At 69.3% G+C, this 14761-nt stretch carries 15 protein-coding genes; 5 read left to right on the top strand and 10 right to left on the bottom strand.

The window, feature by feature from the left end; genetic code table 11:
• Positions 1-3 precede the first annotated feature (3 nt).
• Positions 4-1455, bottom strand: coding sequence for a helix-turn-helix domain-containing protein (locus ACIOTO_RS11945; RefSeq protein WP_105710413.1), 1452 nt, complete (start codon positions 1453-1455; stop codon positions 4-6).
• Between the two features lie 133 nt (positions 1456-1588).
• Here ACIOTO_RS11945 and aceA point away from each other — a divergent pair, with 133 nt between their 5' ends.
• From aceA to ACIOTO_RS11930, 3 genes are all read left to right on the top strand, one after another.
• Positions 1589-2914, top strand: coding sequence for an isocitrate lyase (gene aceA / locus ACIOTO_RS11940; RefSeq protein WP_400857955.1), 1326 nt, complete (start codon positions 1589-1591; stop codon positions 2912-2914).
• A 75-nt stretch (positions 2915-2989) separates the two neighbouring features.
• The gene (gene aceB / locus ACIOTO_RS11935) at positions 2990-4645 is read left to right on the top strand and encodes a malate synthase A (RefSeq protein WP_400857954.1); all 1656 of its coding nucleotides are present in this window, start codon (positions 2990-2992) and stop codon (positions 4643-4645) included.
• A gap of 94 nt (positions 4646-4739) precedes the next feature.
• Complete coding sequence (locus ACIOTO_RS11930) at positions 4740-5171, top strand: hypothetical protein (RefSeq protein ID WP_400857953.1); 432 nt, start codon at positions 4740-4742, stop codon at positions 5169-5171.
• Positions 5172-5184: 13 nt separating this feature from the next.
• Here the strand turns inward: ACIOTO_RS11930 and ACIOTO_RS11925 are convergent, their stop codons facing one another.
• Positions 5185-5703 carry an Lrp/AsnC family transcriptional regulator gene (locus ACIOTO_RS11925; RefSeq protein ID WP_136041027.1) on the bottom strand — a complete coding sequence of 173 codons (519 nt, stop codon included), beginning with the start codon at positions 5701-5703 and terminating at the stop codon, positions 5185-5187.
• A 101-nt stretch (positions 5704-5804) separates the two neighbouring features.
• On the opposite strand from ACIOTO_RS11925, the gene ald reads away from it, so the two are divergent.
• Both ald and ACIOTO_RS11915 read left to right on the top strand, forming a co-directional pair.
• A complete protein-coding gene (gene ald / locus ACIOTO_RS11920; protein WP_400857952.1) occupies positions 5805-6896 on the top strand; it encodes an alanine dehydrogenase in 1092 nt (363 codons plus the stop codon).
• An 81-nt stretch (positions 6897-6977) separates the two neighbouring features.
• Positions 6978-8177, top strand: coding sequence for a pyridoxal phosphate-dependent aminotransferase (locus ACIOTO_RS11915; RefSeq protein ID WP_400857951.1), 1200 nt, complete (start codon positions 6978-6980; stop codon positions 8175-8177).
• Between the two features lie 67 nt (positions 8178-8244).
• Here the strand turns inward: ACIOTO_RS11915 and ACIOTO_RS11910 are convergent, their stop codons facing one another.
• From ACIOTO_RS11910 to ACIOTO_RS11875, 8 genes are read right to left on the bottom strand one after another with little or no spacing between them, the layout of a single operon-like run.
• The gene (locus tag ACIOTO_RS11910; protein WP_029260961.1) at positions 8245-8646 is read right to left on the bottom strand and encodes a VOC family protein; all 402 of its coding nucleotides are present in this window, start codon (positions 8644-8646) and stop codon (positions 8245-8247) included.
• A gap of 46 nt (positions 8647-8692) precedes the next feature.
• Positions 8693-9826: a UDP-N-acetylmuramate dehydrogenase gene (locus ACIOTO_RS11905; RefSeq protein ID WP_400857950.1), complete on the bottom strand. Its 1134-nt coding sequence runs from the start codon at positions 9824-9826 to the stop codon at positions 8693-8695.
• Between the two features lie 13 nt (positions 9827-9839).
• Positions 9840-10238 carry a MaoC/PaaZ C-terminal domain-containing protein gene (locus ACIOTO_RS11900; protein WP_400857949.1) on the bottom strand — a complete coding sequence of 133 codons (399 nt, stop codon included), beginning with the start codon at positions 10236-10238 and terminating at the stop codon, positions 9840-9842.
• Positions 10238-10705, bottom strand: coding sequence for a MaoC family dehydratase N-terminal domain-containing protein (locus ACIOTO_RS11895; protein ID WP_400857948.1), 468 nt, complete (start codon positions 10703-10705; stop codon positions 10238-10240). Before ACIOTO_RS11895 ends, ACIOTO_RS11900 begins: the two co-directional genes overlap by 1 nt.
• Before the next feature lie 30 nt (positions 10706-10735).
• Positions 10736-11533, bottom strand: coding sequence for a sulfite exporter TauE/SafE family protein (locus tag ACIOTO_RS11890; protein ID WP_029260952.1), 798 nt, complete (start codon positions 11531-11533; stop codon positions 10736-10738).
• 51 nt (positions 11534-11584) lie between these two features.
• Positions 11585-13132 carry a tripartite tricarboxylate transporter permease gene (locus ACIOTO_RS11885; RefSeq protein WP_400857947.1) on the bottom strand — a complete coding sequence of 516 codons (1548 nt, stop codon included), beginning with the start codon at positions 13130-13132 and terminating at the stop codon, positions 11585-11587.
• Complete coding sequence (locus tag ACIOTO_RS11880; RefSeq protein ID WP_400857945.1) at positions 13132-13662, bottom strand: tripartite tricarboxylate transporter TctB family protein; 531 nt, start codon at positions 13660-13662, stop codon at positions 13132-13134. Before ACIOTO_RS11880 ends, ACIOTO_RS11885 begins: the two co-directional genes overlap by 1 nt.
• A gap of 40 nt (positions 13663-13702) precedes the next feature.
• Entirely contained in the window at positions 13703-14722 is a 1020-nt protein-coding gene (locus ACIOTO_RS11875; protein WP_400857944.1) for a Bug family tripartite tricarboxylate transporter substrate binding protein, read from the bottom strand.
• Positions 14723-14761: the final 39 nt, after the last annotated feature.

Genomic DNA, 14761 nt, shown 5'->3' with positions numbered 1-14761 from the left:
AACTCACTGCGGCGCGTGCGCCTCCAGGAACTCGTACACATCAGTCGTGTCGACCCCGGGGAACGCGCCGGTCGGCAGCGTCGCGAGCAGCGTGCGCGGCGTCTTCACGTTCGGCCAGGAGTTCTCCCGCCAGCGGTCTTCCAACTCGGCGGGAGCCCGGCGACAGCACACCTCGACCGAGTGCTTCGAGACGCCGCGGTGCGGGGTGTCCCTCCCCACGAACCACTTGGTGTCGTCGAAGCGCACGCCAACGCTCACCGAGTGCAGCCCCTCGCTCGAGGACTCGACCCGCGCCGTGCACCAGTACGTGCCGTTGCCGGTGTCGGTGTACTGGTAGTACGGGTTGAAGCGGTCGTCCTCGTCGAACACCACGCGCGAGGTCCACCGGCGGCAGCACATCTGTCCCTCGATGGCCCCGAGGCGGTCGGTCGGGAAGTTCACGTCGTCGTTCTCGTACGCCTTGGTGATCGTGCCCGACTCATGCACCTTGAGGAAGTGCACCGGGATGTCGAGGTGACGTGTCGCGAGGTTCGTGAAGCGGTGCGCGGCCGTCTCGTACGACACCGAATACGCATCGCGGAGGTCTTCGATCGAGATCGCCCGCCGCTGCTTGGCATCCCTCAACGCGGGCACGACATGCGCCTCCGGGATGAGGAGGGCGCCCGTGAGGTAGTTGGTCTCGACGCGCTGCCGCAGGAACTCGGCATAGCTGCGCGGCTCGGAGTGCCCGAGGATGCGGCTCGACAGCGCCTGCAGCACCGCGGTGCGGGCATCACCCTTCGCGGGCACGCTGCTCGACAGGTACAGCCGACCGTTCGCGAGGTCGGCGACGCTGCGGGTGGTCTGCGGCAGGTCTGGCGCGTAATGCAGGGTGAAGCCGAGGTAGGCCGCGATCTCGGATGCGGTGCGCTGCGTCAGAGGGCCGCCGGGGTGGCCGACCGCGGCGAGGATCTCGGCGGCCTTGGCCTCGAGGTCGGCGAAGTGGTTGTCCTGCCTGCGCATCAGGTGCCGCAGCTCGACGTTCGCCCGCCTGGCCTCCTCGGGCGTCGCGGCCCGCTCGTCCTTGAGCCGATCGATCTCCCCGTGCAGCGCGAGCAGGGCCTTCAGCGCATCCGTCGGCAGACTCTTCGCGATACGGAACGGCTCGATGCCCAGGGCCTGGAACGTCTGCCCCTTCATCGCGCGCTCCAGGGCGATCTCGATCGCGCTGCGTTCGTCGAGCGGCTCCCCTTCGAGCAGCGCGTCGAGCGTCACACCGAGCGCGCGGGCGATCGCCTGCAGCTGCGTGAGCTTGGGTTCGCGCTTGCCGGTCTCGATCATCGACATCTGGCTCGGCGCCCGATCGACGGCGGAGGCCAGGTCGTCGAGGGTCATGCCCTTCGCCGTGCGGAGCCGGCGGATTCGACGACCGATCGTGAGGGCGTCGGTCTCTTCTGCAGCTTCGTCGATGCTCATGCGGCAGATTCTGTCACAGAAACAGAATTTCGAGCGATCTTCTCTCCGGTATCGGTCGTTCGACGTCCCGAACTTCACGCACAGTGGAACCACGCCACACCGGCACCGCAGCCGGATCCACCGAGGAGACACCATGACGAACACCGCCCACACCCCGACGCCCCGCCCCGCCGGTCTGCGAGCCGGCGACCAGGTTCAGACGGCCGCCGAGCTCCAGGAGATCTGGGACACCGATCCCCGCTGGGACGGGGTCGAGCGCACCTACTCCGCCGAAGATGTCATCCGCATCCGCGGCTCGGTCCGAGAGGACTCCACGCTCGCGCACCGCGGTGCAGAGAACCTCTGGAACCTCCTGCACACCGAGGACTACGTCCGTGCGCTCGGCGCCTACACCGGAGGCCAGGCCGTGCAGCAGGTGCGGGCGGGGCTCAAGGCGATCTACCTCTCCGGATGGCAGGTCGCCGCCGACGGCAACCTCGCAGGTCAGACCTACCCCGACCAGTCGCTGTACCCCGCGAACTCGGTGCCGGCGGTCGTGCGCCGTATCAACAACGCGCTCATCCGCCAGGACCAGCTGGAGCACGCGGAAGGCGAGACCACACAGGACTGGCTCGCCCCGATCGTCGCCGACGCCGAGGCCGGCTTCGGCGGACCGCTCAACGCCTACGAGCTCGCGCAGTCGCTCATCCAGTCGGGTGCAGCCGGCATCCACTGGGAAGACCAGCTCGCCAGCGAGAAGAAGTGCGGCCACCTCGGCGGCAAGGTGCTCGTGCCCACCCAGCAGCACATCCGCACCCTGAACGCCGCCCGCCTGGCCGCCGACGTCGCCGGGGTGCCGACCGTCATCATCGCCCGCACGGATGCTCTCGCCGCCGACCTGCTCACCAGCGACGTCGACGAACGCGACCAGCAGTTCATCACCGGCGAGCGCACCACGGAGGGGTTCTACCGGATCCGCCCGGGTCTGGAATCGGTCATCAGCCGCGGCCTCGCCTTCGCCCCTTACGCCGACCTGTTGTGGGTCGAGACGGGAGAGCCCGACATCACGCTGGCACGCGAGTTCGCCGCCGCCATCCACGCGGAGTTCCCCGGCAAGCTCCTGGCCTACAACTGCTCACCGAGCTTCAACTGGAAGAAGCACCTGTCGGACGCCGAGATCGCGACGTTCCAGCAGGAGCTGGCAGACCTGGGCTACAAGTTCCAGTTCATCACCCTGGCCGGCTTCCATGCTCTGAACCACTCGATGTTCGATCTCGCCCGCGGCTACGCCGATCGCGCCATGAGCGCCTACGTCGAGCTGCAGGAAGCCGAGTTCGCCGCCGAGACCCACGGCTACACCGCCACCAAGCACCAGCGCGAGGCGGGCACCGGATACTTCGACGTCATCTCCACCGCGCTCAACCCCGACAGCGCGACCCTCGCCCTCGCCGGCTCCACCGAAGCCGCGCAGTTCCACTGATCCCCACACCCCTCTTCGTCGCCGTGCTCGACGCGTTCGCCGCAGTACTCGACACGACTCAAAGGACTCACGATCATGACCACTCCCACCGCTCCCCCGATCACGGCTCCGATCCAGACGACCCAGCAGGGTCCGGCGATCGAGGTCACCGGACCCATGCGCGACCGCTACGAGGAGATCCTCACCCCCGAGGCCATCGCCTTCCTCACCGAGCTGCACCACCGGTTCGCCTCCCGCCGCCACGACCGGCTCGCCGACCGGATGCGCCGCCGCTTCGAGATCGGCAACGGGCACGACCCCCGCTTCCGTGACGACACCGCGCACATCCGTGAGGACCGCGACTGGCGGGTCGCCGGTGCCGGCCCCGGGCTCGAGGACCGTCGCGTCGAGATCACCGGCCCGACCGACCCGAAGATGACGATCAACGCTCTGAACTCCGGCGCGCGAGTCTGGCTCGCCGACCAGGAGGATGCCACGAGCCCCACCTGGAAGAACGTGATCGAGGGGCAGCTGTCGCTCCGTGACGCGATCCGCGGCGAGCTGTCGTTCACCTCGTCGGAAGGCAAGGAGTACCGCGTCACGGCGGAGCGCACGCCCACGATCGTGATGCGTCCGCGCGGGTGGCACCTGCCGGAGAAGCACATCGCGTTCATCGATCGCGCCGGTCGTCGCACGTCGGCATCCGGCTCCCTCGTCGACTTCGGCCTCTACTTCCTGCACAACACACAGGCGCTGATCGACGGCGGTCGCGGACCGTACTTCTACATCGCCAAGATCGAGTCGAGCGAGGAGGCGAAGCTCTGGGATGACGTGTTCTCGTTCAGCGAGGAGTACATCGGCATCCCGCACGGCACGATCCGCGCGACGGTGCTGATCGAGACCCTCCCGGCCGCGTTCGAGATGGACGAGATCCTCTACGAGCTGCGCGACCACTGCGCCGGACTGAACGCCGGGCGGTGGGACTACATCTTCTCGATCATCAAGAACTACCGCGGCCGCGGTGCACGCTTCGTGCTCCCCGACCGCAGCGAGGTCACGATGACCGTGCCGTTCATGCGGGCGTACACCGACCTGCTCGTGCAGACCTGCCACAAACGGGGAGCCTTCGCGATCGGCGGCATGAGCGCGTTCATCCCGAACCGCCGCGACCCCGAGGTGACGGCACGGGCGATCGAGAAGGTCACCGCCGACAAGAAGCGCGAGGCCGGCGACGGCTTCGATGGCACCTGGGTCGCCCATCCCGACCTGATCCCCACTGCGCAGGCGGAGTTCGACGCCGTGCTGGGCGACCGCCCCAACCAGGTCGACCGCCAGCGCGACGACGTGCAGGTCGAGGCCCGCGACCTGCTCGACCTGCACATCGGTCGGCCGATCACGGCGCAGGGCGTTCGCGACAACGTGTCCGTCGCCATCCGGTACCTCGAGGCCTGGCTGCGCGGACTCGGCGCCGTGGCGATCGACAACCTGATGGAGGATGCCGCGACGGCCGAGATCAGCCGCTCGCAGGTATGGCAGTGGATCCACCAGGACCGCACCACGCAGGACGGCACCCCGATCACCGCGGAGTACATCGAGGGTCTGATCACCCAGGTGCTCGCACAGGCGACCCGCAGCCACGGCGACCGCTACGACGACGCGGCGGAGATCTTCCGCGAGGTCGCCCTGCAGGAGGAGTTCCCGACCTTCCTCACCCTCGGCGCCTACAGTCGGTTCCTGATCGACGAGGACTGAACGCGTGGAAGAGCCCGGGCTGCGGCTGATACCGCGGCCCGGGGGCTCTTCTGTTTCCGGGGCCGGCGCAACGGGCGAGGCGTAGCCTGGAGACATGACCGACGTCTGGGCGGACATCGCCACCGAGTTCCTGCACTTCTACCCTCGCGGCCGCCGGCTGCTCGCGGTCGCCGGGGCGGATGCCGAGCGCTCGCGACGGGCGGCCGACGACCTCGCGGCTGCGCTGACCAAGGTGGGGCAGCGGGTCCTCCGCGAGCACTCACCCGAGGGCACCGAAGCGGACCTGCGCGCGACCGTCAATCCATTCCGCGAGGGTCCGAAGAGCGATGACGTCCTGCTCGTCTCGGGGCCGGCCGGTCTGCTCGGCGAGCGCACGAGGGGCATGTGGAACTACGCGGTGTGGCAACTGGCCGGCGACGAGCCGCCGCACACGGTCGCCGGGTCCATCGTCGACGTGAGCGACCCCGAGCATCCGGTGCGACGGTTCGCCGACTACTGCTCGCTCCCCGCCTCGTACGGAGCCTGAAGCCCGAGCGGACTCAGCGGAACGACGCCGCCACCGAGTTGCGGTGATAGTCGAACACGATGCTCGTGCGGGTCGAGGCGACGCTGCTCTGCGCCGAGAGATGCTCGAGCACGAACTCGCGCATCTCGGACGAGTCGGCGACCGCGATGTGCAGCAGGAAGTCGTCGTCACCTCCGAGGAAGAAGACCTGGATCACCTGCGGCAGCACGCGCACGCGGTCCGCGAACTCGACGATGCTCTCGCGCCGTCCGCTCGGGCGCAGCGTGACGCCGATGACGGCTTGGAGTCCGGCACCCAGCATCCGCTCGTCCACACTCGCATGGAACCCCGTGATCACGCCGCGGTCGACGAGCGCCCGCAGCCGGGTGTGGGCGGTCGAGGGCGCGACACCGAGGCGGCCGGCGAGCTCGGCGTTGGTCATGCGCCCGTCGGCCGTCATCAGCTGCACGATCCGCGCGTCGATCGCGTCGAGGGCGGGCGCCCGAACGGTGTTCGGCTCTGAGGCTCCTGAAGTCGTCTCCATACGAAGCATTATTCAGGATATTGCGTCATGTCGAATCATCTTCACCGATTCTGTTGTTCCGTCGATGTTTCTGCGATCCTGGTGCCGCACCCATCAACCCAGGAGGATCAATGAAGATCGGCGTCCCCACCGAGGTCAAGAACAACGAGAACCGCGTCTCCCTCACCCCCGCCGGCACAGATCGCCTGGTGCACGAGGGCCATCGCGTGCTCGTACAGTCCGGCGCAGGCCTCGGCTCGCGCATCACGGACGACGACTACCGCGCCGCCGGCGCCGAGATCGTGGCGACCGCCGCCGAGGCCTGGGGCGACGCCGACCTCGTCATCAAGGTCAAGGAGCCGATCGCTCAGGAGTACGGGTTCCTGCGCGAGGACCTCACCCTCTTCACCTACCTGCACCTCGCCGCTGACCGCGCCCTGACCACGGCGCTCGTGGCGGCCGGGACCACCGCCGTGGCCTACGAGACCGTGCAGCTGCCCGACCGCAGCCTGCCGCTGCTCGTGCCGATGAGCGAGATCGCCGGGCGGCTCTCGGTCGTGATGGGCTCGCACTCGCTGCTGCGCTCGCAAGGAGGACGCGGGATGCTGCTGGGCGGTATCGCCGGCACTCCGCGCGCCAAGACCGTCGTGATCGGAGGCGGCGTCGCCGGAGAGCACGCCGCCGCGAACGCGCTCGGTCTCGGATCGAAGGTGACCGTGGTCGACGTCTCGCTGCCGCGTCTGCGCGAACTCGAGCACCGCTACGGCGGAGCGCTGGAGACCCGCGCCTCGAGTCGGTACGACATCGCCGAAGAGCTCACGACGGCCGATCTCGTGATCGGCTCCGTGCTGATCCCGGGTGCCGCGGCCCCCAAGCTGGTGACCGACGACATGGTCGCCGCGATGAAGCCCGGCTCCGTGCTCGTCGACATCGCGATCGACCAGGGCGGATGCTTCGAGGGCTCGCGTCCGACCACGCACGACGACCCCACGTTCGCCGTCCACGACTCGATCTATTACTGCGTCGCGAACATGCCTGGTGCGGTTCCCGAGACCGCGACCCGCGCACTGACGAACGCGACCCTCCCCTACGTCTCGGCGATCGCCGGCAAGGGCTGGGAGCGCGCGGCCTCCGAAGACGCGGCGCTGGCCGCGGGTCTGAACGTGCAGGGCGGACGCATCACGCTCCCGGCCGTCGCCCAGGCGCACGGGCTCGTCGGCTGACCTTCCGAACCCGAAAGAACCTCGGATCTTGGCGATATCCCACACCGCTCCCACCGCATCGAGCCGAGTACGCTCGTAGTCGTGACCGAACGCGCTCCTCTCTCCCGCAAGCTGTCCGCCATCGCCGAGTCCGCGACCCTCAAGGTCGACGCCAAGGCCAAGGCCCTCAAGGCCGAAGGCAAGGACGTCATCTCGTACGCCGCCGGCGAGCCCGACTTCGCGACGCCGCAGTTCATCGTGGATGCCGCAGCCGAGGCGCTGGCCGACCCGGCGAGCTACCGGTACACGCCCGCTCCGGGTCTTCCGGCGCTGCGCGAGGCGATCGCCGCGAAGACGCTGCGCGACTCCGGTCTCGAGGTCTCCCCCAGCCAGGTCATCGTCACCAACGGCGGCAAGCAGTCCGTCTACCAGGCCTTCCAGGCCGTGGTGAACCCGGGTGACGAGGTGCTGCTGCCCGCGCCGTACTGGACCACGTACCCCGAGGCCATCCGCCTCGCCGACGGCACTCCCGTCGAGGTGTTCGCCGGCGCCGACCAGGAGTACAAGGTCACGGTCGCGCAGCTCGAGGCCGCTCGTACCGCCCGCACCACCGCGCTCGTGTTCGTGTCGCCCTCGAACCCGACCGGCTCGGTCTACACGGCCGAGGAGACCAAGGCCATCGGCGAGTGGGCACTCGAGCACGGCATCTGGATCATCAGCGACGAGATCTACCAGAACCTCACCTACGAGGGCGTCAAGGCCACCTCGATCGTCGAGGCCGTGCCCGAGGTCGCCGGTCAGACGATCCTCGTCAACGGCGTCGCGAAGACCTACGCCATGACCGGCTGGCGCGTGGGCTGGATGGTGGGCCCGGCCGACGCCATCAAGGTCGCCGGCAACCTGCAGTCGCACCTCACCAGCAACGTGAACAACGTCGCCCAGAAGGCTGCCATCGCCGCCCTCAACGGCCCGCAGGACGAGGCCGAACAGTTCCGCCAGGCATTCGACCGTCGTCGCCAGCTCATCGTGTCGGAGCTGTCGAAGATCGACGGCCTCGTGGTTCCGAACCCGCTCGGCGCGTTCTACGTGTACCCCGACGTACAGGGTCTGCTCGGTCGCACCTGGGGCGGCGTGACGCCGACCACCTCACTCGAGCTCGCCGACCTCATCCTCGACCAGGCCGAGGTCGCGGTCGTCCCCGGCGAGGCCTTCGGCCCCTCGGGATACATCCGCATGTCGTACGCCCTCGGCGACGACCAGCTGCTCGAGGGCGTGCAGCGCCTCCAGCGACTGTTCGCCTGACCCCGCTCGAACCGAAGGCCCCCTCCTGTCGACAGACGGGAGGGGGCCTTCGGCTTTCGCGGCGTGATCAGTCCTCGGGCTGGAAGCCGATCAGCCAGCGGATGCCGTAGCGGTCGACGAGCGTGCCGTCGAAGTCTCCCCACGGGCGCTTCTGCAGGGCGTCGATCACTCGGCCGTCGGCCGCGAGCTTGTCGTACCAGCCGGTGAGGGTCAGCGCATCCGCCGTGCCGAGGAGTGAGAGGAACATGCCGCTCATCTGCACGGCGTCGTCGTCGGCTCCGGCATCGGCGCCGGCGAGCTCGACCGGCCCGCTCAGCTGGCCGTGCGCGACGGCATCGCCGGGTCCGTCACGCCGGCCCGCCGTGGCATAGTCGAGCAGCTGCAGTTCACCGCCGAACACCGAGCGGTAGTGACGCAGCGCCTCTGCGGCGTTGCCGGGAAACAGCAGGTACGGGATCAGTCCGCTCATGCCGCGAGTGTAGCCGCGACCGACGACGCCCCACAGGACGATCGCCCTACAGGTCGACGCCGACCAGCACCGGCTCCGGCTGCAGCACGAGACCGAACTCGGCGTGGACCCGGCTCTGGATGAACCGCGCGAGCTCGGCGACCTCGCCCGCGGTCGCGCCGCCGCGGTTCGTGAGCGCCAGCGCATGCTTGGTCGAGACCGAAGCGCGCGAGCGCGGAAGCTTGAACCCCTTGCGGATGCCCGCCTGCTCGATCAGCCAGGCTGCGCTGACCTTCACGTCGGAGACGGTCGTCGGCTTCGACAGCGGCACCTGCCCGTCGTAGGAAGCGAGCGGGATCACGGTCACGGCATCCAGATCGGGCGCCACCGGCCAGCGCGGGCACTCCGGCGGCAGTGCGCCTGCCACCGCGGCCGTCACGATCGCGTTCTGGAAGAACGAGCCGACGCCGTGGGTGTCGGGGTCGGCGTCGTCGAGCAGCATGCCCTTCGACGCGCGGGTCGAGAGGATGCGCTCGCGCACCCAGCTCAGCGGAACCGGTGTCTCATCGGTCAGCCCGAGCGCCCGACGCAGCTGCTCGCCGCGCACCACGCGCTCACCGGCGATCGCCAGGTCGACGGTGACGGAGAGGATCACGGCACGTCGCAGCGGCACGCTGCCGTGGTGGTGCTTGAGGACGGAGGTGCGGAAACCCAATCCGAGCTCGGACGCGGGAACGGTCGAGACCACGCCGGTCGACTCGTCGATCAACTCGACCTCGACCAGCGTCTCCTGGATCTCCTGTCCGTATGCGCCGATGTTCTGCACGGGGGACGCGCCGACCGTGCCGGGGATCCCACTCATGGCCTCGAGGCCGGCGTAGCCGTGCGCGACCGCATAGGCGACCAGGTCGTCCCAGGAGTGCCCGGCCTCCGCGCGCAGACGGATGCGACCCGGGTGCGGCGACGGAATCTCTTCGATCCCCTCGGTGCGCACCCGGATGACGGTGCCCTCGAAGGGCTCATCGCCGACGAAGAGGTTGGAGCCGCCCCCGAGGACGAACCACTCGTCGCCGCGCGCCCAGGTGTCGCGCAGCGCCTCGATCAGACCGGCGGTCGTCGTCGCCTCCTGCATCCGCTCGGGCGCGGCGCCCGTGCGCAGCGTGGTCAGCTCGGCCAGGCGGACCGGCTCGATCTCCCGCATCAGAGCGTCCTCATCAGACGGCGACGCGCAGCTGCGCCTTGACGAGCACCGTAGTCTCGCCGAACGTGACCTTGAGGTCGATGCGCGCGACCTCTTCATCGACCGCGCCGACCGTGGCGACGACGGTGATGTCGGCACCATCGACCGCGTCGACGACGACCGGCTTGGTGAAGCGCACCCCGTAGTCGAGGATCTTCGTCGCCGGGTCGAGGGCTGCGACGACCACCGACGAGGCGATGCCCATCGTCAGCATGCCGTGCGCGAGCACGCCGGGAAGCCCGACGGATTCGGCGACATCGTCACGGTAGTGGATGGGGTTGAAGTCTCCGGACGCTCCCGCGTAGCGCACGAGCGACTCGCGGGTGAGATGCACGGTGCGCTCGGCGACCACGTCTCCGACGGTGTAGCCCATCAGGCGGCCTTCCCTTCGTCCGTGCTCTCGGCGCCCACCAGCAGCACACTCGTCGCCGTGACGACATGGTCGCCCGCGGCGTCGGTGATCGCGGCCTCGCTGGTGATCATGGCGTTGCCGCCCATCATCCGGATGCCGGTGACGCGCAGCTGCGCGGTGAGCTCATCGCCCGCCACGATCGGTCGCGTGTAGGTGAAGCGCTGCTCGGCGTGGATCGTGCGGGCGAGCACGATGCCGGAGTCCTCCTGCGCCAGCAGCTGTTGGAGCGTGAGGTCCTGGATGACCATCGCGAAGGTCGGCGGCGCCACGACGTCGGAGAAGCCGGCCGCGCGGGCCACTTCGACGTCGGTGTGCTGCGGAGCATCGGCGAAGACGGCGCGCGCGAACTCGCGCACCTTCTCGCGGCCGACGAGGTACGGGGCCGTCGGCGGGAACTCCCGGCCGACCAGTTCTTGGTTCACTGCCACCCCTCGATCCTACCGAGGCCCGGCCGACGTTCAGCCGCGCTTGCGCCCGCGGACGGCCTTGATCGCCATCTGCACCGCGATCACGACGAGGTATGCCGCGAACAGCATGTTGCCCAGCGTCGGGTCGACGATGGTCGCCAGCCACGCTCCGAGCGCGGTCGTCGTACAGGCGGAGACGCCGATGAGGGCCGCCGCGAGCAGGTCGACGTTGCGGTTGCGGAGGTTGCCGACCGTGCCGGAGATCGCCGTCGGGATCATCATCAGCAGCGAGGTGCCCTTGGCGACCAGGTCGCTCGTGCCGAAGGCCAGCATCAGCACCGGGACCACGATCACGCCCCCGCCGACACCGATCAGCCCGGCGAGGATGCCCGTGCCGACGCCCACCCCGACGAGCGCGATGCCCGTCAGCCAGGAGAGTTCGAAGGCCGCATCACGCGAGGGGATCACCAGGAACAGGCTGACGATCACCACGACGAGGAACCCGACGAAGCCCCACCGCAGCGCCGTCTGCGAGATGCGCGGCAGCAGGCGGGTGCCGATCTGCGCACCCACCACGGCACCCGCCGCCAGGATGATGGCGGGGATCCAGGCCACCGACCCGGTCGTGGCGTAGGAGATGACGCCGACGCCGGCCGTCGGCACGATCGCCGCGAGCGAGGTGCCCGCCGCGAGCCGCTGGTCGAAGTGCAGCAGGAGTACCAGCAGCGGGACGATGACCGTGCCGCCGCCGACGCCGAAGAGTCCGGAGAGGAGACCGGCGAGAAGGCCGATCCCGATGAATGCTGCGTAGGCGCGAGGCCCTCGCGCGGGGGCCTGTACGTCACTCACCGGATCAGCCTACTCGCGGCCTCCTCCCCTCTCGAACCCACCGCCTCGGACTCAGACCTCCGAGTCGGCCTTGATCGGCACCGCGATCGACTCGGTCAGCGCCTGCTCGTACCGGCGCTGCCGACGCCGCAGCCACAGCCCGCCGACGATCAGCAGCGCGAGCACGGCGTAGGCGGCCGCCGCGAACGGCTGCAGGACCAGCGTGCTCAGATCCCCCTGGCTCAGCTGCAGCGCCTTGCGCAGCTGCTCCTCGGCCATCGGCCCCAGGATCATCCCGACCACCAGCGGCGCCACGGGGTAGCCGTACCGCCGCATGAAGTAGCCGAGGATGCCGACGACCAGCAGGATCACGATGTCGGTCGGCGAGCTGTGCAGCGCGTACGCCCCGAAGACCGCGAACAGCAGGATGCCCGCGTACAGGTACGGCCGCGGGATCTGCAGCAGCTTCACCCACATGCCCACGAGCGGCAGGTTGAGCACGATCAGGATGACGTTGCCGATGTACAGGCTCGCGATGAGCGCCCACACCAGGTTCGACTGGCTCTCGAACAGCAGCGGACCCGGCTGGATGCCGTACGACTGGAACGCCGTGAGGATGATCGCCGCGGTGGCCGTCGTCGGAAGGCCGAGCGTGAGCAGCGGCACCAGCACACCCGCGGCGGCCGCGTTGTTCGCCGACTCGGGGCCCGCGACGCCCTCGATCGCACCGCGTCCGAACTCCTCGCGGTGCTTCGACAGCTTGCGCTCGGTCGCGTACGACAGGAACGTGGCGACATCCGCGCCGCCCGCCGGGATGGTGCCGATCGGGAAGCCGATCGCGGTTCCTCGCAACCAGGGTTTCCAAGAACGGCGCCAGTCGGCCTTGGTCATCCAGGAGCGCCATCCGCGGGTCACGGGGATCACATCGACGCCGCCGTGTCGCAGCCGCGCGGCGATGTAGAACGTCTCCCCGACCGCGAACAGACCGACGGCGACCAGGACGATGTCCACGCCGTCGGACAGCGCCGGGAGCCCGAGCGTGTAGCGCTGCTGCCCCGAGAGCCAGTCGGTGCCCACGAGCCCGAGGAACAAGCCGACCCCGAGCGAGAGCATGCCGCGCGAGATCGAGCTGCCGATCAGTGCGCCGACCGTGATGAACGCGATCACGATGAGGGCCACGTAGTCCGCGGGACCGAGGTTCACCGCGAACCGCGCGAGCAGCGGCGCCAGCAGCGTCAGCCCGAGCGTCGCCAGTGTTCCCGCGATGAAGGATCCGATGGCCGCGGTGGCGAGCGCCGCTGCGCCGCGCCCCATCCTGGCCATCTTGTTGCCCTCGATCGCCGTGACGATCGACGCCGACTCGCCTGGAGTGTTGAGGAGGATGCTCGTCGTCGAGCCGCCGTACATGCCGCCGTAGTAGATGCCGGCGAAGGTGATGAGCGCCGCGGCGGGATCGAGCGTGTAGGTGAGGGGCAGCAGCAGCGCCACCGTCATCGCGGGGCCGATGCCCGGCAGCACGCCGACCGCGGTGCCGACGAAGACGCCGAGGAAGGCGAACGCGAGGTACTGCGGCTGCAGCGCCGTCGCGAAGCCCTCCAGGAGCAGGGTCCAACTGTCCATCAGAACATCCTTCCGAGCCAGCCGAGAGCAGGACCCCACGGCAGCGACAGACCGAGCAGACCGCCGAAGACGATCTGGATCACGAGAGCCACGGCGATGCCGATGAGGAACGCCATCCACCACCGCTTGGCGGCGAGCGACCACGCGACCCCGCCGAACAGCAGCGCGGCTGCGGGGGCCCATCCCAGCGGCTCGATCAGGAGGAGGTGCGCGACGACGAGTCCCGCGAGCTTGGCGAGGGTGACCCAGTCGGTCGGGAGGCTCTGATCGACGTCCTCCGCCTCCTCGGCCCCGCCGCGCTCCCCGCGCAGCACACCGATGAGGACGGCGACCGCGGAGGCGAGCAGGATGACCGAGACGAAGATCGGGAAGACCGTGGGACCTGCCTTCATGCCGACGGGGACGTGGATCAGGAAGATGCCGACCACGGCGAAGACGCCGAGGGCGACCATGATGCCGGCGAACACGAGCTCGCCGATGGGGACGGAGGGAGCACGGCGTGCGAGCCGGCCGTCATGGCCGTCTCGCACGCCCCGCTCCTCGGTCCCCGACGATGCGGGGACCGTCATGTCACTGCACCAGCCCGATGTTCTTCAGCGTCGCGGTGACCTCTTCGATGTCCCCGGTGAGGAAGTCGTCGAACTCCGCGCCGACCAGGAACGCATCGGCCCAGCCCTTGGTCTCCAACTGATCGGTCCAGGCTTCGGACTCGTGCAACTCGGTGATCACACGCACCAGCTCGTCCTTCTCCCCGTCCGAGATGCCCCCGGGCGCGATCACGCCGCGCCAGTTGGTGAGCACCACGTCGTAGCCCTCCTCGGTGATGGTCGGCACGTCCGGAAGCTGGGGGACCGGCTCCTCGCTCGAGACCGCCAGCGCACGAAGGTCGCCGCTCTCGACGTGCTGGGCGAACTCGCCGACGCCGGAGATGCCCGCAGCGACCTTGCCGCCGATGAGCAGCGGAACCGCCTCTCCACCGCCGGAATTCGGGGTGTAGTTCAGCTTCTCCGCGATCTCCGCACCGTCGAGGCCCGCATCCTCGAGCATCAGCCCGGCGAGGATGTGATCGGCCCCTCCCGCCGAGCCGCCCGTGATCGTGACCGACTGCCCGTTGTCGGCGATGTCCTCCACCAGATCCTCGAGGGTGTCGTACTTCGAATCGGCCGGGACGACCACGACGAGCGGCTCATCCGTGAGGCGGGCGATCGGCGTCGTGTCCTCGATCCGCACCGCCGAGGCGTTCGTCTCGACGGCTCCGACCATCACGAGCCCCATGACCATGAGGGTGTTCGGGTCCTTCTCGTTCGCGAGCTGCGCCAGGCCGACGGTTCCGCCGGCGCCGCCGACGTTGGTCACGGGCGCCGAGCCGACGATGTCCTCCTCGGTGAGTACCTGCGACAGGGCACGGCCGGTCTGGTCCCACCCTCCGCCGGGGTCGGCGGGGACGACGATCGAGACGTCGGTGACGGCGGCGACCTCGGTCTCACCGCCGCCGCCGTCGCTCGCCGCGCTGCCTCCGGCGCACGAGGTGAGGGTGAATGCGGCCACTGCCGCGAGTGCGGTCAGGGTGGCGATGCGTGCGTTGTTCATGTGCGCTCCTCCTTGAGCGTTCGTGCTGCTGTCCGTCCA

Source organism: Microbacterium sp. NPDC087592, from assembly GCF_044743585.1.
Lineage (GTDB): Bacteria > Actinomycetota > Actinomycetes > Actinomycetales > Microbacteriaceae > Microbacterium.
The sequence above is the reverse complement of the archived record's forward strand: the minus strand, read 5'-3'. Positions and strand labels throughout refer to the sequence as shown.

Excerpts from the sequence above, each read along its gene's own strand:
- ACIOTO_RS11945 (WP_105710413.1), bottom strand. The coding sequence starts at position 1,455 with ATGAGCATCGACGAAGCTGCAGAAGAGACCGACGCCCTCACGATCGGT.
- ald (WP_400857952.1), top strand. The coding sequence starts at position 5,805 with ATGAAGATCGGCGTCCCCACCGAGGTCAAGAACAACGAGAACCGCGTC.
- ACIOTO_RS11885 (WP_400857947.1), bottom strand. The coding sequence starts at position 13,132 with ATGGACAGTTGGACCCTGCTCCTGGAGGGCTTCGCGACGGCGCTGCAG.
- aceA (WP_400857955.1), top strand. The coding sequence starts at position 1,589 with ATGACGAACACCGCCCACACCCCGACGCCCCGCCCCGCCGGTCTGCGA.
- ACIOTO_RS11925 (WP_136041027.1), bottom strand. The coding sequence starts at position 5,703 with ATGCTTCGTATGGAGACGACTTCAGGAGCCTCAGAGCCGAACACCGTT.
- ACIOTO_RS11910 (WP_029260961.1), bottom strand. The coding sequence starts at position 8,646 with ATGAGCGGACTGATCCCGTACCTGCTGTTTCCCGGCAACGCCGCAGAG.
- ACIOTO_RS11875 (WP_400857944.1), bottom strand. The coding sequence starts at position 14,722 with ATGAACAACGCACGCATCGCCACCCTGACCGCACTCGCGGCAGTGGCC.
- ACIOTO_RS11905 (WP_400857950.1), bottom strand. The coding sequence starts at position 9,826 with ATGCGGGAGATCGAGCCGGTCCGCCTGGCCGAGCTGACCACGCTGCGC.
- aceB (WP_400857954.1), top strand. The coding sequence starts at position 2,990 with ATGACCACTCCCACCGCTCCCCCGATCACGGCTCCGATCCAGACGACC.
- ACIOTO_RS11930 (WP_400857953.1), top strand. The coding sequence starts at position 4,740 with ATGACCGACGTCTGGGCGGACATCGCCACCGAGTTCCTGCACTTCTAC.
- ACIOTO_RS11900 (WP_400857949.1), bottom strand. The coding sequence starts at position 10,238 with ATGGGCTACACCGTCGGAGACGTGGTCGCCGAGCGCACCGTGCATCTC.